Here is a 21,590-nt window from a genome sequence, read left to right as displayed (position 1 = left end):
TGTTCAGGCGCTGGCTTTAGTGGCAGCGCCGTCACCCTTGAGCAGGTCTGAGAGGGCCTGCTCCAGAGTTGGAAATTGGAAGGTATAGCCGGTTTCCAATGCTGTACAGGGCTCGACCCTATCACTGGCTAGCAGTAATTCATCAGCCATCTCTCCAAAAGCTATCTTTAAAGCCCAGGCCGGTGAGCGTAAAAACGCCGGGCGATGCAGCTCTTTGGCCAGGATCCGGGCAAAGCTGTTGTTGGTGACAGGTTCTGGTGCACTTCCGTTAAATGGACGGCAAAGTTGATTGTCGATGGCGTGTAATATCAGCCCGACTTCGTCTTCTTCGTGAATCCAGCTCATCCAGTGCTCGCCCGAGCCCATGGGGCCGCCAAGCCCGAGCCGAAATGGTGGCAGCATTTGGGGAAGGGCGCCACCGCGCATGGAGAGAACGATAGCTGTGCGGATAATGCCTACCTTAACGCCAGAGTGCTGCAGCGGGAGCGTGGCGGCCTCCCAGTCCCGACACAGCTGTGCGGCAAAGCCCCCCTGGAGCGCTGTCTTCTTTCAGTAACTCCCCTCCGCGATTGCCGTAATAGCCGATTGCGGAGCCGGACAAGAAGTAGGATGGCTTGTCTCTTTGGCCCAGGGTCCAGCGAACCAGCTTCTCTGTTGTGTCCAGGCGTGAACCGCGAATTTCAGTGCGATATTTTTCTGTCCAGCGACGGGAGATGGGGGCCCCGGCAAGGTTCACAATAACATCTACGGGCTGGTTTACCTCTGCGGGATCGCGGCAGGCGTTGGCTGATTCGCCACATAAGTTTCGAACCCTGTCCGGATGTCGGCTTAATACCGTAATAGTATTGCCTCGCTCCAGCCAGCGCCGACAAAAGAGTCTGCCTATAAGCCCGGTGCCACCGCTAATCAAGCAATGCATGGGGAATCACCTTGCCTTATATTCGCTAGAAAATTGAATGGAGCATAGCAGTGATATTCAGTGGCGGTAGCTTACCGATGGCCACCCCGGCAGGGAGTGGCCACAGGGCTTGTTTTAATCGGGTAGCTCGCCACTGAGAGGGGAGTTGGATTGGGGTTCCACCCTACGGCGTAAAAACAGGGCCAGGGCCAGCATTGGGAGCGCCAAGGCAAATACCAATGAGATGCCGGCTAGCATAAACGGAGTGGCGCCACTCATCGCTCTGATATCTCCGGTCATATTCGCGCGTTCGAATTGGGGGAGTTTTTTAATAACCCTCCCCTTGGGGTCCGCAATTGCCGTCACACCAGTATTTGTCCCTCTCACCAGGTAGCGACCAGTTTCCAAAGCGCGCATCTGCGCCATTTGCATATGTTGTAGGGGGCCAATAGAGGTCCCGAACCATGCATCATTGCTAATGGTCAGCAAAACCTGGGAAGACAGTGCTGAGTCGGCAACCAGCCTGGGATAGACAATCTCATAGCAGATAAGCGGCGCCCAGCTTGCACCAGCAGCATTGAGTGGTGATTGTTCGTCCGGGCCTGAGCGGATAAAGGAAGTGGGGAGATTAAAAAACTCGATAGTGCCCCGAATAAAATCCTCCAGAGGTACATACTCACCAAAGGGAACCAGGTGGCGCTTGTGATACACGCTGGGGCTCTGGCCAAAAACTGCGGCGGAGTTGTGAATACTCAGCCCCTTCTGTGTCGAACCCCGGGTGTCATAGAGAATACCGGTGATCAAATCGATGTTGGTAGTCTCAGCATTGCGTTGCAGCGCCTGCATAAGGTTGGGGGCTTGCCCGTAGAGCATGGGCAGAGCGGCTTCGGGCCAGATAATAACATCTACATCCTGATCGCTAAGGGCGCGAGTACCCTCCTGGTAGCGACTGATAGTTTCCCCGCGAAATTCTGGCAACCACTTCTTTTCCTGAGGAATATTAGCCTGCACCAGCCCAACGCTGATAAGAGGACCTTTTGCGGAGGTCCACTCTACTTGGGAGAGGGCAGCTCCTATTGGCCAGGGGGCCAGTGCCGCAGTGAGTAGAATGATATGGCTGTGCCGCTTGAGCGGGGATAGGCGGCCACTGACAACCAGGGCCAGCACTGCGCCGGTAAATGCCAATAGCAGGCCTATGCCGTAGACACTCAAAATCGGCGCCCAGCCCGCTAGCCAGGTTTCTGTATGGCCATAGCCGGCGAAGAGCCAGGGAAACCGGTAAAGGCCCAGCTGCGCAGCCATTCACTGATAAACCACAATGCGGCAAAAGCCAGAGCGAAGCTGAATTTATTATCTGTGAAGCGGCCCAGAATGTAGAAGGGCGCGGCTAACAGCAGCGCCATAATAGCGACGAAGCTTCCGGTGAGGGCCAGTCCTAATGGCACCGATGAGTTGCCAAAATTTGTAATCGAAACGTAGACCCAGGAAGCCCCGCTGGCGAAGAGGCCCAATCCATAGCAGAGGGCGAGCCAGAAGCTTTTGCGACCCGGTAGCACCTGCCCTTTGGCTGCAGAGAGCAGAATCCAGGCGAATAGTGTCAGGGACAGCAGGCCACATACCCAATAGTTAAATGGGGCAAATGAAAGTGTCATCAACCCGCCAGCTACAACGCTGGCGAGAGGAGAAAATAATCTGCGCATAAAGTTGTTGTCAGGATACCCCGTTCTCTAAGGGTATCAGTGTGTTAAAGCTTGCAGTGCTCAGCTGTCTTCTTCTGGCGGTTTGCGCATATGGGCAACCCGCAAAAGGTGTATCTGGCGGCTGTCTGCATAGAGTACCCGGAACATAAAGTCACCCAGTCGGGTGACTTCGTCACGGCCCGGCAAATGGCCGAATGATTGCATAATAAGACCGCCGACAGTGTCGAATTCTTCATCACTAAAGGCGCTCTCGAAAAATTCATTGAACTCTTCAATGGGAGTCAGAGCTTTAACGATAAAATCGTTTTCCCCAACTTTACGGATATAACTATCCGCTTCTTCCTCGTCGGTCTCGTCTTCGATTTCACCGACAATTTCCTCGAGGATATCTTCAATAGTCACAACACCGGATACACCGCCGTATTCGTCTATCACGACCGCCATATGGTAGCGGTTCTCACGGAACTCGCGCAGCAGGATATTGAGGCGCTTGCTCTCGGGAATAATATTGGCTGGGCGGATCAGGTCTTCGAGCTGAAATCCGTCGAAACCTTTCAACAGGAGAGGGAGCAGGTCTTTGGCGAGCAATATCCCGCGTATATCATCGACACTTTCGCCGACGACAGGGAATCGGGAGTGCCCCGAATCAATAATTTTGGGGAGGAACTCTTCCGGCTTATCGTGAAGGCCTACCACAACCATTTGCGAGCGTGGAATCATAATCTCGCGGACTTGCTGGCTGGAAACGTCCAGTGCGCCTTCGATAATAGAGAGCGCTTCAGCATCTACCAGCTGATTTTCAGCGGCGTCCTTAATGATGTCCAATAATTCGTCGCGAGACTTGGGTTCAGCTGAAAAGGCGCTGAACAGCTTTTCCAGCCAACTTTTTTCACTCGCGCGGGATTTGCTCGCTGAGTGACTACTTGGGGGCTCGTCTGTGGTCATGGAAGTGGCCATGCTCCGGGGTTCTCTCGTTTGTAGATAAAATTCAGTAGCAGTTTGCCATCACTTCGGTGGTACAGCGGCTATCATCCCACTTCATCCTGTGGGGCGTAGGGGTCTGCAATGCCGAGGTTGGCGAGCAACTTCGTTTCCAGGCTTTCCATAACCTGAGCGTCTGCATCTTCGATATGGTCATAACCTAGAAGGTGCAGTGTGCCATGGACCACCATATGTGCCCAGTGCGCCGATAGTGATTTGCTCTGTTGCTCCGCTTCCAGTTCAACTACTGGGGCACAGATCACAAGATCTCCAAGCATCGGGAGATCCAGCTCCGCAGGGAAATCGGTAGGGAAGGATAAAACGTTAGTGGGTTTATCCTTACCCCGATACTGGTGATTAAGTTCCTGGCTCTCACTTTCGTCCACGATTCGCACCGACAGTTCCGCTTCGTTGCGGTGGCCGGTCAAAGCCTTGGATACCCAGTTGCTGATAGCCTCATCGGAAGGGATGTCGTGGCAGCGGCTGACCCGCTGCACATCGAGTGTTAAATCAGTCATAACTCAGGTGCGGACTCTAAGCGGCATTCTCATCGGCTTTATTGGAAATTCGATCTGCCGAGGCCATTTCCAGCTCAGCTTCATGAATATCGTAGGCCTCCACAATGCGCTGCACGAGGGGGTGGCGAACCACATCCTTGGCTCCAAAGTGGGTAAAGCTGATTCCATTAACCCGTCCCAGTACTCCAACAGCATGGCGCAAACCGGAAGCTTGGCCACGGGGCAGGTCGACCTGGCTGGGGTCACCGGTAATTACGGCGGTTGAGCCAAAGCCAATCCGCGTGAGGAACATTTTCATCTGCTCGCGGGTGGTATTTTGACTCTCATCGAGAATAACAAAGGCGTTATTCAGGGTGCGCCCGCGCATATAGGCAAGGGGAGCCACTTCGATAACGTTGCGCTCGATCAGCTTGCCAACAGTTTCAAAACCGAGCATTTCGTAGAGGGCGTCGTAGAGTGGGCGGAGGTAAGGATCTACCTTTTGGCTTAAGTCACCGGGCAGGAAGCCCAATTTCTCGCCGGCTTCAACGGCGGGGCGGACCAGGAGGATTCGCTCAACTTCATCCTTGAGCAGAGACTCCACAGCACAGGCTACCGCCAGGTAGGTTTTACCGGTACCGGCGGGTCCGATACCGAAATTGATATCATTGGTCTGCACAGCGCGAACGTATTTACGCTGATTGAGCCCTCTGGGGCGTACCGAGCACTTCTTAGTGCGAATCAGTACTACTTGGTCAGCTTCGCTGGAGTCACCGCTACCATCTTGGCCGGTGAGTTCTTCGACCCCCGCTTGCTGCAGAGCCAGGTGAATCTCATCTGGAGTGAGATAGTCCTTGGTACCGGTTTCCTTGTAGAGCCTACTGAGTAGTTCGCCAGCGGCACGCGCCGATTTGGCATCGCCGAAAAATGAAAACTGGTTGCCGCGATTTCGAATTTCGATATCCAGGCGCTGTTCTATTTGGCGTAGGTGTTGGTCGAACTGACCGCAGAGATTGGCGAGACGGCGTGCGTCGTTGGGCTCGAGAGTGATGCTGTGAGCGAGGGTTTGTGTTTCCAAATTGGTTTCCGGCACCTTTAATCCAGGGGTTATATTGCTAGGGTATACCCATTTTCCCTAAAGGGGAAAGAGGTGATTCCTACAAATAGGTTCTAACTTTACCTGATTTTAATTACGGGGCGTAATTTGGGGGGTAAGTTGAGCCTAATTTGGCGGCAGGATGTGCTTTCGAAGTACATCTTGCCGCTATTTGAGGTAATCACAAAGTCTTAGAACAGGTCTTCTTCCAGCTCAGATGTGACTAAAGTACCGCGCAGGGAGTTTGGCAGGGCCTCTTCAATCACAACATCGGCAAATTTGCCGATCAGGGCGAGATCGTCCGCACGGAAGTTGACTACCCGGTTGTTCTCGGTGCGGCCTTGCAGCTGTCCGGGGTCCTTTTTGGAAACACCGGTTACCAGTACACGCTCGGTGTTGCCAACCATGCGGCGTGCAATAGCTGCCGCCTGCTGGTTAATCCGCGCTTGAAGCAGCTGTAGGCGCTGCTTTTTCACTTCTTCCGGCGTGTCATCGGCCAGGTCGGCAGCTGGGGTGCCTGGGCGAGGGGAATATATAAAGCTGAAGGAGATATCGAAGCCCACGTCCTGGATCAGGTTCATGGTCGCTTCAAAGTCCCTGTCAGTTTCGCCGGGGAAGCCGATAATAAAGTCTGAAGACAGGCAGATATCCGGGCGAATTTTCTTCAGGCGGCGGATCTTGGATTTGTACTCCAGGGCGGTGTGGCCGCGTTTCATTGCCATCAGAATGCGGTCGGAGCCACTCTGTACGGGCAGATGAAGATGACTAACCAGTTCTGGTACCTGTCCGTAGACATCGATCAGCGCATCGGAGAACTCTACCGGGTGAGAGGTGGTATAGCGGATACGGTCGATGCCATCAATCGCTGCCACATAAGTGATCAGCTCGGCGAAATCCACTTCGTGGCCATCTTCTCCCGTAGCGCGGTAGGCGTTTACGTTTTGCCCAAGCAGGTTCACTTCGCGGACACCCTGGTCTGCAAGGTGGGCGATCTCTTCGAGTACATCGGCCACAGGGCGGCTGACTTCTTCGCCACGGGTGTAGGGAACCACGCAGAAAGTGCAGTACTTGGAGCAGCCTTCCATAATAGAGACAAATGCGGTGGCGCCGTCGGCCTCTGGCTGGGGCAGGCGATCAAACTTCTCGATCTCCGGGAAGCTCACATCGACGATAACTGCGCCGCTTTTTTGCTCCTTGGTCTCCATCATCTCCGGCAGGCGATGCAGGGTCTGGGGGCCAAAGATCAAGTCTACATGGGGCGCGCGCTTGGCAATCGCCTCGCCTTCCTGACTTGCTACACAGCCGCCAACACCAATCACCAGGTCGGGATTTTTTTCCTTCAGGTGCTTCCAACGGCCCAGCTGGTGGAACAGCTTTTCCTGGGCTTTCTCGCGGATAGAACAGGTGTTGACCAATAGTACATCCGCCTCGTCGGGATCGTCGGTAGGTACCATGTCGTGGGACTCGCCGAGCAGATCGCGCATCCTCGCGGAATCGTACTCATTCATTTGGCAGCCGTGGGTCTTAATATATAGCTTTTTCACCGATGTTTCGGACATATCGCGCCTGGTTAAAAACTGGTCAACAATTAGGGTGGGGCATTATAGCGATACGACCCGGCACTGCATAGATGGCTATATTAGCTGTTGCGAACCTGTGCTATTCTTGCGCGCTTTTTCGGGCTTTGCCCGTTCTTTGATCAATTTGAGCTTCGGGGTCATCCCCATCCTGAGAGACTTATGGCCAACCCGATTTATAAAGTTATTTTCCACAATCAAAACCAAGTGTACGAACTCTACGCTCGGGCCATCTATCAAAGTGATATGTACGGCTTTATCGAGGTGGAGGAGTTTGTATTTGGGGAAAAGGCTCAGCTTGTGGTCGATCCCAGTGAGGAAAAGCTGAAAACCGAATTTGCTTCGGTAACCCGTTCCTATATTCCGATGCACAGCATCGTGCGTATTGATGAAGTGGAAAAAGAGGGCACCGGCAAGATTGTTGAAGTAAAGGGTGACAAAGTTGCCAAGTTTCCTTTTGCCCCGCCTATCCGTCATCCCCAGGACACAGAGTGAGCTTTATTTTTACTCTGAATCAGGCCGGGCTCTATGCCCGGTTTTTAGCGCCAAAATCATCCGCTGCACCTTTTTTTCCTCTGCAATATAAGCTTCAATAAAAATCCTCCTGACTGTCATCAAATCGCTGCAAAGTGGTTGCGCTGACGATCAACGCCGTTCTGTATTTAGTTGATCTCAATTTGCTAGCAAGAGAGCAAATACGGATTTATCGATTTTTCTCAAGTTAGCTCAAGCGACGACCTATATTTTTGCCGCGTATCTGTCCTGATTTTTATGGGCTGATAACTGGTACAGACTGGAACTTTGCTATGAGCAATCGCTATCGCGCACTGTGGATTTCCGATGTCCATTTGGGCAGCAGAGACAGTGAGCCCCATCGACTTGCAGATTTTCTGGCTCAGAATCGCGCCGATACGGTCTATCTGGTTGGGGATATTTTTGATATGCAGGCACTCGCTCAAGGACGAGGTACATGGTGTCAGGCCTCTTCGCTGCTACTGGAAATGCTTTCCGAATTAAGTAGCCTGACGCCTGAAGTCATTTATATTCCTGGAAATCACGACGCGCCAATGCGCAGCTGGGCCGGAAAGCGGCTCGGCAATATCCGAATTGAAAAAGACTATATCCACACTGCTTCTAATGGGCGCCGCTTTTGGGTAACCCACGGCGATCAGTTTGAACACCGAATTAAAATAAATCCAATCAGTTACCATATCGGCGATCGCAGTTATTACCTGATGCTGCGCTTTAATCGCTGGATCAATTATTGGCGCAATCGGTTTAACAAGCCTTGGTGGTCGCTGGCCAGCCAAATAAAAAATCGTGTGGGTGCCGCTCGACAAATGATGAGTGATTTTGAGGATGTCGCCACCCGTGAAGCGATATCGCGGGGGTTCGATGGTGTTATTTGTGGCCATATCCATAGGCCTGCCCTTAGAAATAAAACAGTGTGTGGGGATGCTGTGACCTATGCGAATTGTGGTGATTGGGTCGACTCTATGAGTGCGGTTGTAGAACAACAGGATGGCAATTTAGATCTTTTACATTGGTATCGGACTCCAAAAATTGCCAGCATAATGACAGAGGTGGTTGCGGCATGATTCATCTTGAGACTCTTTTGCAGAAAAACGCCTGGTACAGCGCGGCACCACAAAAAACCACGCGAAAATTGGTTTCTGCCACAGTAAAGAAAATCTGTTGTGAGGAGCAGCTACAGGAATTTACCAGCAGTTACCCCCATCTTGGCGGCCTGGATTTTATTCGCCAAGTATTCGATGACTTGAATTTTCGCTACGAATTAAATCCATCAGAGTTGGCTCGGGTTCCCACTAGTGGGCCGCTGGTGATTGTGTCTAATCACCCCTTAGGAAGCCTGGATGGTCTCGCTCTGATTGATATGGTGGCGCGGGTACGGAAAGATGTTCGAGCTGTCGCGAGCCAACTATTATGGAACATAAAATCCCTGCGCCCCTGTTTATTGCCCGTAGATAACTTTAATGGGCGTACCCGTCGAGCCGATATTGAAGGTATTTATAGCCATTTAGGTGACGGGGGAGCGATCATCATTTTCCCGGCGGGCGAAGTATCCAGGCTCACCCCCCATGGGGTTCGGGATGGACGCTGGAATTCAGGCTTTGCCCGTTTTGCGGAAAAAACCAATGCGCCGATATTGCCGGTGCAGGTTTTAGGGAGGAATTCTTGGTGGTTCTATGGCCTCTCAATGTTGAACAAGCCTCTCTCGACTTTATGGTTGATCAGGGAGATGTTTAAACAGGCCAGCCGCAGTATCGATATTCGTATAGGTCGTCCATTGGAAGCTGAACACTTTCGTAGCTGGCCGCTAACACCCCGCGCCAAGGCTGCCCTGTGGCGTAAACATGTCTACCAATTACATCGTTCACCGGCCCCTCTGGGACCGGAATTAATTGTTGAAGCTGAGCCAAAAGCCGATGTAGCGCGAGTGGTTGAGTCCTGTGTATCACTCTCTGAACTGGGTAATTTTTCTGTGCGTTTATATCGGCAGAAAGCAGATTGCCCCGTCATGAGGGAATTGGCCAGAGTGAGGGAGATTGCTTTTCGCTCAGTGGGGGAAGGGACCGGGCAGAGCCGGGATTGGGATGCGTTTGATGCTCATTACGACCATCTATTGTTGTGGGATGCAGAAAATCGACAGATTGCAGGAGCTTACCGCATAGCAGCGACCGAGGCGCTCTCGGATGATCAGATATACAGCAGTACGCTATTTAATTACCCGCAGCCTCCTCGGCAGTGCCTGCCAGATTCTGCTGAGCTAGGGCGTAGCTTCCTACTGCCGGAATATTGGAGAGGACGCGGGTTAGACCTGCTCTGGTGTGCTATTGGACAGTGGGTATTGCGCAATAAGGTACGCTACCTATTTGGCCCAGTGTCTATGCCCGGTACATTTTCCGTGAGAGCGAAGTCCGTCATTGTGCGCTATTTTTCCCATTATTTTGCTCCTGAAAACTCCTTGGGGGATGCTCGACTGCCATTTCCGGAAGCACAATCTGAACTGCCTGAATTACTCGGGGATTCGGTGTCAGATATGCGTCAATTGAAGCATATTTTGCGTGAGGAGGGCGTTATGCTACCTCCCCTATTTAAAAAGTATGCCTCTGTTACTAAAACGGGAGGGACCAGTTTCCACGCCTTTAATATTGACCCGGATTTTTGCGATGCTGTGGATGGGCTGGTCGTTGTTGATTTATCAAAAGTGGACGAGAAGTTTGCTAAACGTTATTTATCCAGCTGACTTAGAAGCGACTCTTTATGAAAAAGGCAGCGTAAAGCTGCCTTTTTTGATGATTCAGGAAATCTCACCTGGCATTTTGGATGGTTAAATTTTGCCAAGCTTTTTACGTAGACTCACCAGTTTGACACAGAGGACGAAAACAGACATTGCGGTATCCAGTTCTTCCAGCGGTGGGAAACTGGGTGCAATACGAATATTGCTGTCCTCAGGGTCCTTACCATAAGGGAAGGTAGCGCCGGCAGGTGTTAATTTTACTCCGGCATCCGCAGCCATTTTAACCACTGCTTTTGCGCAACCGGGAAGGGTATTAAAGGAAACAAAATAACCCCCTTCGGGTTTTTCCCAAGTACCCATATCTGCATCGGTGAGGGCATTATGTAAATGCTCCAGAACACACTCGAACTTCGGGCGAAGAATATCTGCATGTTTATGCATGTGTTCTGTCAGGCTGGTGTATTCGGTAAAAAATCTCGAGTGACGCAATTGGTTGACTTTGTCAGGACCAATGGTCATTGCCTGCATTTGGCCTTTGAGGGAATCGAGATTTGCCTGGCTGGCGCTCACAAACGCAACGCCTGCGCCAGCGTGGGTGACTTTTGAAGTTGAGGCAAACTGTATTACGGAGTCTGCAGTATCATTTTCCAGGGTTGCTGTGCGAATATTTGGCAGACTTACATAGTTGCCAATGTCGTGCACCGAATAGGCATTGTCCCAAAATATCCGGAAGCCGGCGCCGGCAAGTTGTCCCAGCTGCGCCAATCTTTCTACAGTTTCCTTGCTGTAAGTGGCTCCTGTTGGATTTGAAAACTTGGGCACACACCAGATACCAACAATCTCTGCGTCGTCGCGCACGAGCTTTTCCACAAGCTCCATGTCGGGCCCCTGTTCTCCCATGGGCACGTTAATCATTTGGATACCCAGCTGCTCACAGATCGTAAAATGGCGGTCATAGCCGGGAACAGGGCAGAGAAATTTGGGAGCTTTTAATTCGCGCCAGGGGGTAGTGCCCGCAAAGCCGAACAGGTAACCGGTGACTAGGGCGTGATACATCAGTGTGAGAGAGCTGTTGCCTCCGGCAATCACTTCGCTGACAGGCACTTGAAGCATTTCGGCTCCCAGCTCCCTTGCGCAGGTCAGACCGATTAGGCCACCGTAGTTGCGAGTGTCGGTACCGTCTGCCGCTCGATAGTCACCGGAGAGAATTCCATCAAGTTTATCGGAAAGTTTTAATTGCTCCGCCGAGGGCTTTCCACGTGTGATATCCAGGCTTAACTCGTGTTGACAGATCTTGTTGTAGTGAGCGCTTAATTCTTTTTCCCACTCAATCAATTGTTCCTGTGTGGCGGATTCGATATGCACTTGAATTCCCCTGGCTGGTAATGTGAGTTGGCGAGCTTATCAGCCTTAGGTCGCTTTCGTCAGCAGGAAATCACACATGATTATTAGTTTCTCTTGAATCTATTGGGTGGAATTTATCCTGGATACGCTAGCTTTTTGAGCTCTCATGTCGTTCATTAGCTTGGCGGTGGTGTTGGGATCTGGGCGGCTGATTATTGGCTGGCTAGAGAGCGGAAGTCTTGGGCATAGTCGCGCAGAGTTTTGCTTAGGTGACGACGTTGTGTGGGGCTGGTACTGGATAGAATTTGTTCTCCCAGTTCGCGAGCTTGGGTTTTGCGCTGCTCTTGCGCCTTGCGATATTCGTCGGACCAAAGTTGGTCTGGGTTTTCCAACAGACCGCGCAACTGTTGTTGGTATCCATCAGGCTTCTGTCGGAGAAGCTCAATGGCATGTTGCTGCCAAATCATATGTTGTTCGTTACGTAATACAGGGTTGTACTCTACCTGCTTTACCCAGGCTGCGATCAGCTGCTTTTGCTGCTCGGTTAAACTTCCCAGCCATCGCCTGCTCTCCCGGCGAATTTGCCGATCGCGGTGTCGTTGTATTTTCCACGGCGAGCGCTGCCATTTTTCCAGTGTTTTCTGCTGCTTTTTGGCCAGGTTGTGTTGCAGGTGATCAATCTGTTGTGGTGTTAACTGCGCCACAATAGGAAGCATTAAGTTGAAGGCGTTGTTACTGGCGCTTTCGATGAAGTGGTACACCTCGTTTTCAACTGGGGCCAGCTGAGGATTCTCAAGTTGGCCTTGATCTACTTTATCTGCCAGTTGGCTCAGGAAATCGGCATATTTTGGTAGTTGTGTTTGGCGGTGCCAGTGAAAAAAGCTGTTAAGAGCCCCTTGAAACTCCAGCTCTTGCTGGGAATTTAAGTCGACATAGTCACGAAGCTTCCAGCGTATCCAATAATCAATGTTGTTATAGGCGAATTGAATGCTGGAGCAGCTGCTCAGTAAGCTCGCAACAACAAGGAGAATGATTAAACGCCATTTTTGTGTGGTGCAACTGCCCGGGGTTTGGGGCATTGATCCTTCCTGTAGATATGATCGGCAGCGACTGATAGGGGTGCCTTAAGCATAGATTAAAAAGGTATACCCAATTCCAGTTTTATTGTGACAGTAATGGGGTATCGGGTTGGCGAGCTAGTGGGTGTTTGAAAACAAAGCAGGACGATTAATGGCGTCAATTAACCGAGGTGAAGTACAGCTGGGCATAGACTGATTGATGGAACTCGGTATTAATGTGAGAGCTGGGTTCATATTTTGAGTGAGTCAGGTAGGAAGTATTATGGTTACCACGGTCATGGAGGCTGAGGCTCGTGAGGCGCCGGATAGGATTGCTGAACAGCTGCATTCCAATGCCAATATAATGTCTCATCTGGGAGAGCGGCTGCGCCAGAAGCCTCCTCGTTTTGTGATGATTGTGGGGAGGGGTTCTTCTGATCATGCGGGCGTCTTTGCCAAGTATCTGATAGAGATTGAAACTGGTACCCCTACTTTTGCTGCCGCACCGTCGGTCTCCAGTGTTTATGGTCGCAAATTAAAGCTCGATGAGGCCCTGGTTATCGTCATTTCCCAGTCTGGGAGAAGCCCAGATATTCTGACCCAGGCCCGCATGGCGAGAGAGCAGGGGGCTTATACCGTCGCTTTGCTTAACGATGAAGATGCGCCGATTAAAGATGTGGTTGACCTGGTAATTCCCTTAAAGGCTGGCCCGGAAAAAGCGGTTGCAGCTACGAAAAGTTATCTGGCGACCCTATCTGCGATACTGCAGATGGTCGCCAATTGGACGCAGGATCCCGCTCTTTGCAGTGCTCTGGAAAAGTTGCCGGAAACTTTGAGATCTGCGGTGCGGGCAGAAATTCAATTGCGTCCGGAAAACCTGGCCTCGGTACAAAATCTGGTAGTTTTGGGGCGGGGTCCCGGTTATGGGATCACTCGGGAACTGGCGCTGAAGTTAAAAGAAGTCTGCAATATCCATGCGGAGTCCTATTCCAGTGCGGAATTCTTGCATGGCCCCGTTACGCTGGTGGAAGGGAAATTGACAGTGGTGAATGTTCCAATCGAGGATGAGTCATTCCCCACACACAGCCAGCAGATTGATGAAATTCGACGGCGTGGGGCGGCTCTGATTAATTTGCATGTGCCGAGTAAGGGGGTTCACCCGAGAGTGGCTCCACTGGCGCTGTTGCAGCGTTTTTATATCGATGTGGCCCACGTGGCGGTAAGTCGGGGGATTAATCCCGATGAGCCGGCGGGTTTAAAGAAAGTTACTCAGACAGTCTGAATAAAACAGAAAATAATATTTGGGAGGGGGAAGTGGGGGTTATCCTGATTGCTGAAAAGCTATTTGATGGCGAGCGCATACTTGCAGATGTTGCTATCACCATTGGAGATAGCGGACTGATTTCCGCAGTGGGTGGGGGAGTGAGTTCCGATGCTGAGCGCTTACCGGGTTTGTTGGTGCCGGGCTTTATTGATATCCAGGTCAATGGTGGTGGTGGTGTACTGTTTAATCAGGAGCCCTCAGTTAATGCGCTTCAGCAAATAAGCGAAGCCCATAGTCAGTTTGGTACCAGTGCTTTCCTGCCCACCTTGATTACGGATAGCTTTGCAGTGATGCAGCGGGCAGCCGATGCGGTAAGTGGGGCCTTGTCCAGCGGTGTTCCGGGTGTGATTGGAGTACATTTTGAGGGGCCGCATTTAAGTGAGGCCAAAAAGGGTACCCATGAAGGAGGGTTTATCCGCTCTTTGAGTCATGAGGAGCTCTCCCTCTACGCCCGGGAAGACCTGGGAATCCGCTTGGTCACTCTGGCGCCAGATTGTGTATCGGTATCCGCTATCCGAAAGTTGGTTTCCCTGGGGGTTCATGTTTGTCTCGGCCATTCGAATGCGAGTGCTGAAATTGTTGAAGCTGCGTTGGATGCTGGAGCGACAGGATTTACCCACTTATACAATGCAATGTCCCCGCTTCATTCGCGTGAGCCGGGTATGGTGGGGGCAGCCTTGATCCGGGATGACGCCTGGTGTGGATTAATTGCCGATGGCCACCATGTCAGTACCGGCGCTATGGCGTTAGCTTTGAAAGCAAAACCTCGCGGTAAGTTGTTACTGGTAACCGATGCAATGTCGCTAGTGGGCAGTGATGCCACCAGTTTTCCCCTATTTGATCGAGTGGTTACACGAGAAGGGGATAAACTGACCTCCAGTACCGGAGAGTTAGCGGGTTCTCACTTGGATATGATCGGCGCGGTTAAAAATATCCGCGACTGGTGTGGGATTGAATTGCCGGAAGCGCTGCGCATGGCAAGTTTGTATCCGGCGCAGTTCCTTGGTCTGGGAGCAGGTGTAATCACTGAAGGGGCCCGAGCGGATATGGTTTTATTAGGTGAGGATCTGCAAGTGAATAGGACCTGGAGCCTGGGGCGTGAAATTTATCGACGAAATTAACCTTCCAGATCTCTCTTAAGCTGAAGGGGTTATTTGGGCACGGGGCCAGTGGATTGTCGAATAATTAACTCGGGGGTGAAGCTGCGGTACGTTTCTCCCTCTTGCCCGGAACCATTGAGTTCTTTTGAACTTTTACACTGAATTTTCTCAAGCAGTAATTCGGCTGCCGAGCGGGCGATTTCCTGGTTGGGTTGGTGTGCGGTTGTAAGTTTGGGCCAGGTTTGTCGAGAAAATGGGCTGTCTTCAAATCCTGCGATAGAGACTTGCCCGGGAACATCAATCTTTAACATACGGGCGGCAAATATAGCGCCCGCTGCGATTTCGTCATTAGCGGCAAATATTGCTGAGGGAGGTTTGTCGCTGTCGAGGATCTTTCTCGCATTGATCTCGCCCGATTCAAATGAATATTTCCCTTCAACAATCAAATGTTGGTCTACTGCTATTCCTGCATCTTCGAGTGCCTGGCGGTATCCATTTTGGCGCCCCAAGGTGGAAAGATGCTCCTCGCCTCCGCTTAAATAAGCGATACGCTTGTGCCCGAGTGAAAGTAGGTGCTGGGTAATATTGTAGGCGGCCTGGCGGTCGTCAATCTGTATAGACTTTCCCTTTGCTTTCTCTGTATTGGTGGAGGAAATAATTCGCACAAATTCCACATTCATGGATTGGAGCGTATCGATAAAAGAAGGTGACTCTGAAAAAGGGGGGTCAGGACCAATCCGGCTACTTTGCCGTGCTCGACAAGTTTATTTAGGTCGCTGTGGATAACTGGAGATTTCGAATTGCAAGGATGGATAAGTAGCTCATACCCTTTTGCTCTGCAGGCTTCCAATATGCCGTTTTGCATATCGATAACGTAGTGGGCATTAGGGTTGTCATAAATAAATGCGATGGAATAGGAGTGTGTCCCCGCCAGATTCCGCGCTGCCAGACTGGGTGTGTAGTTCAGGCTTTTGACTGCGTCGAGTACTTTTTGCCGAGTGGCTGCGCGTACAGAGGGCTCATTATTGATCACCCTGGACACTGTTTTGATAGATACGCCGGCGCGCTCGGCAACATCGTTAATTGTGACTTTCATGCATCAACTAGTTCTATCTGAGCCTTGGCCTTGCTGGCATCGACAAGTAAGTATTGCTGGAAGGTGGGATTTTAACAGTTATGAGTCTGCAATTAGCTTATGGGGTGCGCCTCCTTTCTTAATTTGTGGGTAATTTGTAGTTTTTTATCCCAATTCTTTGAGATTCCCAGACCTTATCATTTGTCTGTAAAAATCCTACACCTAAGTAAGGCCAATCTTTCTCTTTGTGACCAAGTAAAAGCAGTTAGTTTTCTATTATTAAAGAAAATGATGGCTTTTACGCCAAATACTTCCTATATGCCTGTCTCCCCTGGTCAACATCTTCAATCACTATTTGAAGCCTCTTGAAAATTTTTGTAGTTTTACTACATAATGCGCATCAATAAGATTGAGTGGCTACAGATTGGGTGAATTACTCAAGCCGGGCGTCCAAAGTCTCTACCACCTCAGTGGGGAGGAGGTTCCGGCATTGTTGGATCACTAACATTCAGCTCTAAGAGCGGGAAGAGGCTCGGAAGTGAGATTTCTACCCGATAACAGGATTTCCTATGAGTCTCCATAAGCAGTCTTGCCGTGGGCTGAAAGGTTGTCCGCTGGAATGATTGGGTTTCCAGCGATCTGATAAAAGCAACTTTGTTCCTTCTGCTTCAGGTTTACGATTGGGTAATAGGACATCGATGGCACTACAACCAAAGGGTTGCAGTGGGAGCCATTCCGCCGAAAGGCGCTCCACGGAAAGATAATCACAGGTGGCTGATGCCACTGAAATGTGACCCTGGTGGTTTTTGTAACTAGAGACCACCTCAACAGAGTTATTACGGAATAGTCATGGTTCACAGCAAGCTTCAGACCGTTACCGAACGCATCATTAAGCGCAGCGAAGAAACTCGTGCAGAGTATCTGGCGCAGGTTGAGAAAGCGCATATTGAAGGGCGGGCAGCGGCACATGTGTCTTGCGGAAACTTGGCCCACGCAATAGCCGCATCTCCAGAAGGTGATAAGCAGTTGATCGCCTCTGGGCGGGGGCCGAACCTGGGTATCGTCAACGCCTATAACGATATGTTGTCCGCTCACCAGCCCTATGGTGCCTACCCTGCTCAATTGAAAGAGGCAGCTGCGCGCAATGGCGCAACGGCCCAGGTTGCCGGTGGTGTACCGGCAATGTGCGATGGGGTGACTCAAGGGCGTGCAGGGATGGAACTCAGCCTGTTTTCGCGGGATGTGATCGCCATGTCCACAGCAATCGCGCTTTCGCATGATGTTTTCGAAGGAGCCATATTTCTGGGTATCTGCGACAAAATTGTCCCCGGCCTGGTTATTGGTGCTCTTTCTTTTGGCCACTTGCCTTCAATTTTTGTACCTGCGGGTCCAATGCCCACAGGCCTGTCCAATGCGGAAAAAGTCCGGGTTCGCCAGCTGTATGCTGAAGGTAAAGTAGGGCGCTCTGAACTATTGGAAGCCGAGAGTGCTTCCTACCACAGTGCCGGCACCTGCACCTTTTACGGCACTGCCAACAGTAACCAGATGTTGGTAGAAATTATGGGGCTGCAATTGCCCGGCAGTTCTTTCGTAAACCCCGGTACTGATTTGCGCTCGGCATTAAATGAAGCTGCTGTGGCGCAATTGGTAAAAATTACTGAACCGAGCCAGCACACTTCGGTAGCTAAAATTCTCACCGAAAAAGCATTCGTCAACGGAGTGGTGGGGCTGCTCGCTACCGGCGGATCCACAAACCACACATTGCACCTTATTGCGATGGCGCGTGCAGCAGGTATTCAGTTGACTTGGCAGGATATGGCAGACCTCTCTGAAGTGGTGCCGCTGCTTTGTCATGTCTACCCAAACGGCACTGCGGATATTAACCACTTTGCCGCAGCCGGCGGTATGCAGTTCCTGATTCGCGAACTCCGCTCCGCTGGCCTTTTACACGATGATGTTCACACAGTACTCGGTAATTCTGGTCTTGAACCCTACTGTGAAGACCCCTTCCTCAACAGTGATGCTGGTGGCGGTGTGGTTTGGAAACCTACTCCAGAAGAGAGCGGTGATACGACGGTCATTCGTCCAGCCACAGACCCTTTCTCCCAGCATGGTGGTTTGCAGTTGCTCGAAGGAAACCTTGGGCGCAGTGTAATCAAAGTCTCTGCGGTTAAATCTGAGCATCTCAAAGTGAAGGCTCCGGCCATTGTCCTGGATAACCAGGACGACCTGCTCAAGCGATTCAAAGCTGGTGAGTTAGAGCGCGACTTTGTAGCTGTAGTGAGATTCCAAGGTCCTCGAGCCAATGGTATGCCGGAATTGCACAAGCTGACTCCGACTCTGGGCGTACTGCAGGATCGTGGTTTTAAAGTGGCGCTAGTCACAGACGGGCGCATGTCCGGTGCATCCGGGAAAGTACCGGCTGCTATTCATATGTCACCGGAAGCCGTAGAGGGCGGCGCGATTGCCAAGGTGCAAGAGGGTGACATGATTGAGCTGGATTCAGAGGCTGGCGTCCTGCGCGTACTGGTAGACGAAGCTGAATTTAATGCCCGCCAACCGGCTCAGTGTGATCTGTCGGCAAGTGCCCGTGGAACCGGCCGTGAACTATTCGCTAATATGCGCGGGCTTGCCAGCGGTGCAGAGACCGGTGCAAGTATTCTTTATTGATTATTGCGGAGCCAGTAAGGCTCCGAGACAAGAACGATCTCAGAGCAAAATTTATGATTAACCCTTTTGATATGGTGTTATTTGGTGGAGGCGGAGACCTTGCACTGCGCAAGTTGCTACCGGCGCTTTACCGAGCATTTAGAGAGGGCAGCTTGATTGAGGGCTGTCGCATCCTTCCGGTGTGTCGCCGCCAGTCAGATATTGATCAATATATCGAAACAGCCCACCAGGCACTGCAAAAGTATCTTCGTGAAGGCGAGTACTGCGCTTCGAGCTGGGACCAATTTAGCCAATTGCTTTGCCCCGTCACATTGGATATTGCCGTACCGGATGCCCAGTGGGACCACTTGGCAGAAACTCTCGGCTCCGACCCGGAGCGGGTTCGCATCTTCTACCTGGCAATTCCGCCGGCAGTATTTGGTCCCTGCTGTGAAAACCTCTCCTTAAAAGGCCTGATTACTGAAAATTCCAGAGTTGTGGTGGAAAAACCGTTGGGCTATAACGCCCAAACCTCTGATGAAATTAACAGTAAAATTGCCAGTTACTTCCCGGAAGATAGCATCTTCCGTATCGATCACTATCTCGGTAAAGAAACTGTCCAAAACCTTCTTGCACTGCGTTTTAGCAATGTATTGTTTGAGCATCTTTGGGATGCAAAAACCATTGATCATATCCAGATCAGTATTTCAGAAACCGTAGGGCTGGAAGGGCGTGCGGGTTTTTATGATGAAACTGGTGCTATGCGGGATATGGTGCAAAACCATCTGCTGCAACTGCTGTGCCTTATCGCCATGGAATCTCCCAACAGTATGTCGGCGAAGAATATCCGTGCAGAAAAAATTAAGGTGCTTGAGGCTTTGCGCCCGCTTACCGGTAATTTGGTCGATAAAAACGTTGTGCGTGGCCAGTATATAGCTGGGCAAATCAATGGCAGTGATGTTCCTGGTTATCTCGATGAACTCGACGGAGGAACCAGTTCAACCGAAACCTTCGTTGCCATTCGAGCGCATATCGATAGTTGGCGTTGGGCAGGGGTGCCGTTTTACTTGCGTACTGGCAAACGCATGGAAAAGCGTTGTGCCGAAATTGTAGTGCAATACAAAAATGTTTCTCATCATGTATACGATGAGTCAGCCGGAAAGATTGTTCCCAACCGTTTGGTTATTCGCTTACAGCCAGAAGAAAGTATCAAACTGGTTTTGATGGCGAAGAAAATGGACAGCCTCACCACCGAGTTGCAACCGGCCGAATTGAATTTAACCCTTTCTGATACTTACGACAGCTTCCGCAGCGACGCTTATAAGCGCCTGATGTTGGATGCTGCAGCAAATAATTCCGCGCTCTTTATCCACCGTGACGAAGTTGCCGCTGCCTGGGCGTGGGTGGATCCAATTATTGAGCATTGGCGCGAAACGGCTAATCAGCCGCAGCCCTATCCTGCAGGTAGCTGGGGGCCAGAAGAGGCAGAAAAACTGCTGTCACGCAGTGATCGTCATTGGTTTAACGCGCAGTAATAATCTGGAAAGCCGGCGCAGCTATTAATTTTACCGCGCCGGTTTCCACTAAGAGAAATGGAAGAATCCATGGCTGAAGAAAAATTTTTCCAAGATCGCGAGCGCCTGGTGCAGGCTCTAGCCCACGATTGTGCTTGCGAACTGCAAAAAGGCATTAAAGAAAATAATCACGCAAGTTTCCTGGTATCTGGCGGCAGTACGCCGGAACCAGTATATCGCGAGCTATCCAAACGCCCACTTCCGTGGTCGCAAATTACAGCGGCTCTCGTTGATGAACGCTGGGTAGAAAAAACCGAAAGCGGTAGTAACGCAGCTTTTATTGAGAAGTCGCTTTTACAGAATTTTGGCGATGAAGCCAATTTTCTGGGTATGAAAAATTCACATGCATCAGCCGCTGAAGGTGAAGAGGCCTGTGAGCGCGCATATAGCGAGTTGCAGAAACCGTTTGATGTTTGTTTGCTGGGTATGGGCAGTGACGGCCACACCGCATCACTATTCCCCCATGCACAGGGCTTACAGGATGCACTAAATCCTGAATCACAAAAGTTGTGCAAGGCAATTACTGCTAATCAAAGTGAAGTTACCGGCTCCAATACCGAGCGTATGACTTTGACTCTGAGTGCAATTTTGCAAGCGCGCAATATTAAGTTATTGATCACTGGCGAAGAGAAGCTAAAAGTTTATCGCGAGGCGTTGCTCGGCAGTGATGAGTTAGAAATGCCGGTGCGCAGTATTCTTAAGCAGGGGCTGAAACCAGTCACTGTTTACTGGGCGCCTTAACGAAAGATTTGGAATTATCTGATGCAGAAAAATATCGCCGAGATTTTGCAGGTAGCTGGCGTTGTCCCAGTACTGGTTGTAGATAAAGTTGAAGATGCCCTCCCTCTTGCCGGCGCTTTGATTGAAGGTGGCCTGAAAGTACTTGAGGTAACCCTGCGCACTGAGGCAGCCCTGGAAGTTGTTGAACAAATTGCAAAACACCTGCCGGAAGCCCATGTGGGAACTGGCACGGTGCTCAATGGTGATGATCTGCGTCGCTCTATCGAAGCCGGCGCCAGCTTTATGGTGAGCCCCGGCGCAACCGACCGCTTACTGGATGCTGCTGAAGGCAGTGAAGTACCGCTGCTGCCCGGTGCTGCCAGTGTTTCAGAAGTGATGCGCCTCTACGAGCGTGGTTATCGCTACCAGAAATTTTTCCCAGCCCAGGCGGCAGGGGGAGTGCCAATGCTGAAATCCATTGGCGGTCCGCTACAGGACGTTCGCTTTTGTCCCACCGGTGGTATAGGGCCTCAAAATGCCCCGGACTTTCTGGCTCTGAACAATGTGGTTTGTGTCGGTGGTTCCTGGATGGCGAGCAGCACTCTGGTTCGTGAAAAGAACTGGGCAGAGATTACTCGTCTGGCAAAACAAGCTGCGGAATTGAAATAACACACACTCGGTATGGTGCACTCGCAAGCGGGTGCCACTTGAAAAACCAGAAGCATATAAAGAGGG

The 21,590-nt window shown here is 51.1% G+C and carries 19 protein-coding genes and 1 pseudogene; 9 read left to right on the top strand and 11 right to left on the bottom strand.

Annotated features, from left to right (window positions below; all coding sequences use genetic code 11):
- Positions 1–3 precede the first annotated feature (3 nt).
- The 8 genes from QT397_21755 to miaB all read right to left on the bottom strand — a co-directional run bounded on the left by QT397_21755 (position 4) and on the right by miaB (position 6,731).
- Complete coding sequence (locus QT397_21755; GenBank protein ID WNZ55452.1) at positions 4–402, bottom strand: DUF1731 domain-containing protein; 399 nt, start codon at positions 400–402, stop codon at positions 4–6.
- Between the two features lie 58 nt (positions 403–460).
- Entirely contained in the window at positions 461–919 is a 459-nt protein-coding gene (locus tag QT397_21750; GenBank protein WNZ55451.1) for an NAD-dependent epimerase/dehydratase family protein, read from the bottom strand.
- A 114-nt stretch (positions 920–1,033) separates the two neighbouring features.
- The gene (gene lnt, locus QT397_21745; protein ID WNZ55450.1) at positions 1,034–2,200 is read right to left on the bottom strand and encodes an apolipoprotein N-acyltransferase; all 1,167 of its coding nucleotides are present in this window, start codon (positions 2,198–2,200) and stop codon (positions 1,034–1,036) included.
- Entirely contained in the window at positions 2,128–2,598 is a 471-nt protein-coding gene (locus QT397_21740; GenBank protein ID WNZ55449.1) for a hypothetical protein, read from the bottom strand. The genes lnt and QT397_21740 overlap by 73 nt, the downstream gene beginning before the upstream one ends.
- Positions 2,599–2,658: 60 nt before the next feature.
- The gene (locus QT397_21735; protein ID WNZ58577.1) at positions 2,659–3,543 is read right to left on the bottom strand and encodes a transporter associated domain-containing protein; all 885 of its coding nucleotides are present in this window, start codon (positions 3,541–3,543) and stop codon (positions 2,659–2,661) included.
- Positions 3,544–3,626: 83 nt separating this feature from the next.
- Positions 3,627–4,097, bottom strand: coding sequence for an rRNA maturation RNase YbeY (gene ybeY / locus QT397_21730; GenBank protein WNZ55448.1), 471 nt, complete (start codon positions 4,095–4,097; stop codon positions 3,627–3,629).
- Positions 4,098–4,113: 16 nt separating this feature from the next.
- A complete protein-coding gene (locus QT397_21725; protein ID WNZ55447.1) occupies positions 4,114–5,154 on the bottom strand; it encodes a PhoH family protein in 1,041 nt (346 codons plus the stop codon).
- 209 nt (positions 5,155–5,363) lie between these two features.
- On the bottom strand, positions 5,364–6,731 hold the full coding sequence (gene miaB / locus QT397_21720; GenBank protein WNZ55446.1) for a tRNA (N6-isopentenyl adenosine(37)-C2)-methylthiotransferase MiaB: 1,368 nt from the start codon (positions 6,729–6,731) through the stop codon (positions 5,364–5,366).
- A gap of 180 nt (positions 6,732–6,911) precedes the next feature.
- Here miaB and QT397_21715 point away from each other — a divergent pair, with 180 nt between their 5' ends.
- The 3 genes from QT397_21715 (at position 6,912) to QT397_21705 (ending at position 10,017) form a co-directional block, all read left to right on the top strand.
- Positions 6,912–7,244, top strand: coding sequence for a DUF1820 family protein (locus QT397_21715; GenBank protein ID WNZ55445.1), 333 nt, complete (start codon positions 6,912–6,914; stop codon positions 7,242–7,244).
- Positions 7,245–7,555: 311 nt separating this feature from the next.
- Complete coding sequence (locus QT397_21710) at positions 7,556–8,347, top strand: UDP-2,3-diacylglucosamine diphosphatase (GenBank protein ID WNZ55444.1); 792 nt, start codon at positions 7,556–7,558, stop codon at positions 8,345–8,347.
- Positions 8,344–10,017, top strand: coding sequence for a GNAT family N-acyltransferase (locus QT397_21705; protein WNZ55443.1), 1,674 nt, complete (start codon positions 8,344–8,346; stop codon positions 10,015–10,017). The genes QT397_21710 and QT397_21705 overlap by 4 nt, the downstream gene beginning before the upstream one ends.
- A gap of 84 nt (positions 10,018–10,101) precedes the next feature.
- Here the strand turns inward: QT397_21705 and QT397_21700 are convergent, their stop codons facing one another.
- Both QT397_21700 and QT397_21695 read right to left on the bottom strand, forming a co-directional pair.
- Positions 10,102–11,376 (bottom strand): aminotransferase class I/II-fold pyridoxal phosphate-dependent enzyme, encoded by a 1,275-nt coding sequence (locus QT397_21700; protein WNZ55442.1) that lies wholly within the window; start codon positions 11,374–11,376, stop codon positions 10,102–10,104.
- Between the two features lie 191 nt (positions 11,377–11,567).
- Positions 11,568–12,434 (bottom strand): DUF6279 family lipoprotein, encoded by an 867-nt coding sequence (locus QT397_21695; GenBank protein ID WNZ55441.1) that lies wholly within the window; start codon positions 12,432–12,434, stop codon positions 11,568–11,570.
- A 262-nt stretch (positions 12,435–12,696) separates the two neighbouring features.
- Here QT397_21695 and QT397_21690 point away from each other — a divergent pair, with 262 nt between their 5' ends.
- Positions 12,697–13,695, top strand: a complete 999-nt coding sequence (locus QT397_21690) for an SIS domain-containing protein (protein WNZ55440.1) — start codon at positions 12,697–12,699, stop codon at positions 13,693–13,695.
- A 32-nt stretch (positions 13,696–13,727) separates the two neighbouring features.
- Complete coding sequence (nagA, locus tag QT397_21685) at positions 13,728–14,858, top strand: N-acetylglucosamine-6-phosphate deacetylase (GenBank protein ID WNZ55439.1); 1,131 nt, start codon at positions 13,728–13,730, stop codon at positions 14,856–14,858.
- A 29-nt stretch (positions 14,859–14,887) separates the two neighbouring features.
- Here nagA and QT397_21680 read toward each other — a convergent pair.
- Positions 14,888–15,933, bottom strand: a pseudogene (locus QT397_21680) (LacI family DNA-binding transcriptional regulator).
- 828 nt (positions 15,934–16,761) lie between these two features.
- Between QT397_21680 and edd the strand changes: the two are divergent.
- From edd to QT397_21660, 4 genes are all read left to right on the top strand, one after another.
- Positions 16,762–18,582 (top strand): phosphogluconate dehydratase, encoded by a 1,821-nt coding sequence (gene edd / locus QT397_21675; GenBank protein WNZ55438.1) that lies wholly within the window; start codon positions 16,762–16,764, stop codon positions 18,580–18,582.
- Positions 18,583–18,635: 53 nt separating this feature from the next.
- Complete coding sequence (gene zwf / locus QT397_21670) at positions 18,636–20,096, top strand: glucose-6-phosphate dehydrogenase (protein ID WNZ55437.1); 1,461 nt, start codon at positions 18,636–18,638, stop codon at positions 20,094–20,096.
- Between the two features lie 69 nt (positions 20,097–20,165).
- Positions 20,166–20,876 (top strand): 6-phosphogluconolactonase, encoded by a 711-nt coding sequence (pgl, locus tag QT397_21665; protein ID WNZ55436.1) that lies wholly within the window; start codon positions 20,166–20,168, stop codon positions 20,874–20,876.
- A 21-nt stretch (positions 20,877–20,897) separates the two neighbouring features.
- Complete coding sequence (locus QT397_21660; GenBank protein ID WNZ55435.1) at positions 20,898–21,524, top strand: bifunctional 4-hydroxy-2-oxoglutarate aldolase/2-dehydro-3-deoxy-phosphogluconate aldolase; 627 nt, start codon at positions 20,898–20,900, stop codon at positions 21,522–21,524.
- The last annotated feature ends 66 nt before the right edge of the window (positions 21,525–21,590 follow it).

The sequence above is a fragment of the Microbulbifer sp. MKSA007 genome (assembly GCA_032615215.1).
In the GTDB taxonomy this organism is placed as follows: Bacteria; Pseudomonadota; Gammaproteobacteria; order Pseudomonadales; family Cellvibrionaceae; genus Microbulbifer.
Note: the sequence above shows the minus strand (reverse complement) of the source record. Positions and strands in the feature narration are given on the sequence as shown.

Excerpts from the sequence above, each read along its gene's own strand:
- QT397_21755 (WNZ55452.1), bottom strand. The coding sequence starts at position 402 with ATGCTGCCACCATTTCGGCTCGGGCTTGGCGGCCCCATGGGCTCGGGC.
- QT397_21750 (WNZ55451.1), bottom strand. The coding sequence starts at position 919 with ATGCATTGCTTGATTAGCGGTGGCACCGGGCTTATAGGCAGACTCTTT.
- lnt (WNZ55450.1), bottom strand. The coding sequence starts at position 2,200 with ATGGCTGCGCAGCTGGGCCTTTACCGGTTTCCCTGGCTCTTCGCCGGC.
- QT397_21740 (WNZ55449.1), bottom strand. The coding sequence starts at position 2,598 with ATGCGCAGATTATTTTCTCCTCTCGCCAGCGTTGTAGCTGGCGGGTTG.
- QT397_21735 (WNZ58577.1), bottom strand. The coding sequence starts at position 3,543 with ATGACCACAGACGAGCCCCCAAGTAGTCACTCAGCGAGCAAATCCCGC.
- ybeY (WNZ55448.1), bottom strand. The coding sequence starts at position 4,097 with ATGACTGATTTAACACTCGATGTGCAGCGGGTCAGCCGCTGCCACGAC.
- miaB (WNZ55446.1), bottom strand. The coding sequence starts at position 6,731 with ATGTCCGAAACATCGGTGAAAAAGCTATATATTAAGACCCACGGCTGC.
- QT397_21715 (WNZ55445.1), top strand. The coding sequence starts at position 6,912 with ATGGCCAACCCGATTTATAAAGTTATTTTCCACAATCAAAACCAAGTG.
- QT397_21710 (WNZ55444.1), top strand. The coding sequence starts at position 7,556 with ATGAGCAATCGCTATCGCGCACTGTGGATTTCCGATGTCCATTTGGGC.
- QT397_21705 (WNZ55443.1), top strand. The coding sequence starts at position 8,344 with ATGATTCATCTTGAGACTCTTTTGCAGAAAAACGCCTGGTACAGCGCG.
- QT397_21695 (WNZ55441.1), bottom strand. The coding sequence starts at position 12,434 with ATGCCCCAAACCCCGGGCAGTTGCACCACACAAAAATGGCGTTTAATC.
- QT397_21690 (WNZ55440.1), top strand. The coding sequence starts at position 12,697 with ATGGTTACCACGGTCATGGAGGCTGAGGCTCGTGAGGCGCCGGATAGG.
- edd (WNZ55438.1), top strand. The coding sequence starts at position 16,762 with ATGGTTCACAGCAAGCTTCAGACCGTTACCGAACGCATCATTAAGCGC.
- zwf (WNZ55437.1), top strand. The coding sequence starts at position 18,636 with ATGATTAACCCTTTTGATATGGTGTTATTTGGTGGAGGCGGAGACCTT.
- pgl (WNZ55436.1), top strand. The coding sequence starts at position 20,166 with ATGGCTGAAGAAAAATTTTTCCAAGATCGCGAGCGCCTGGTGCAGGCT.
- QT397_21660 (WNZ55435.1), top strand. The coding sequence starts at position 20,898 with ATGCAGAAAAATATCGCCGAGATTTTGCAGGTAGCTGGCGTTGTCCCA.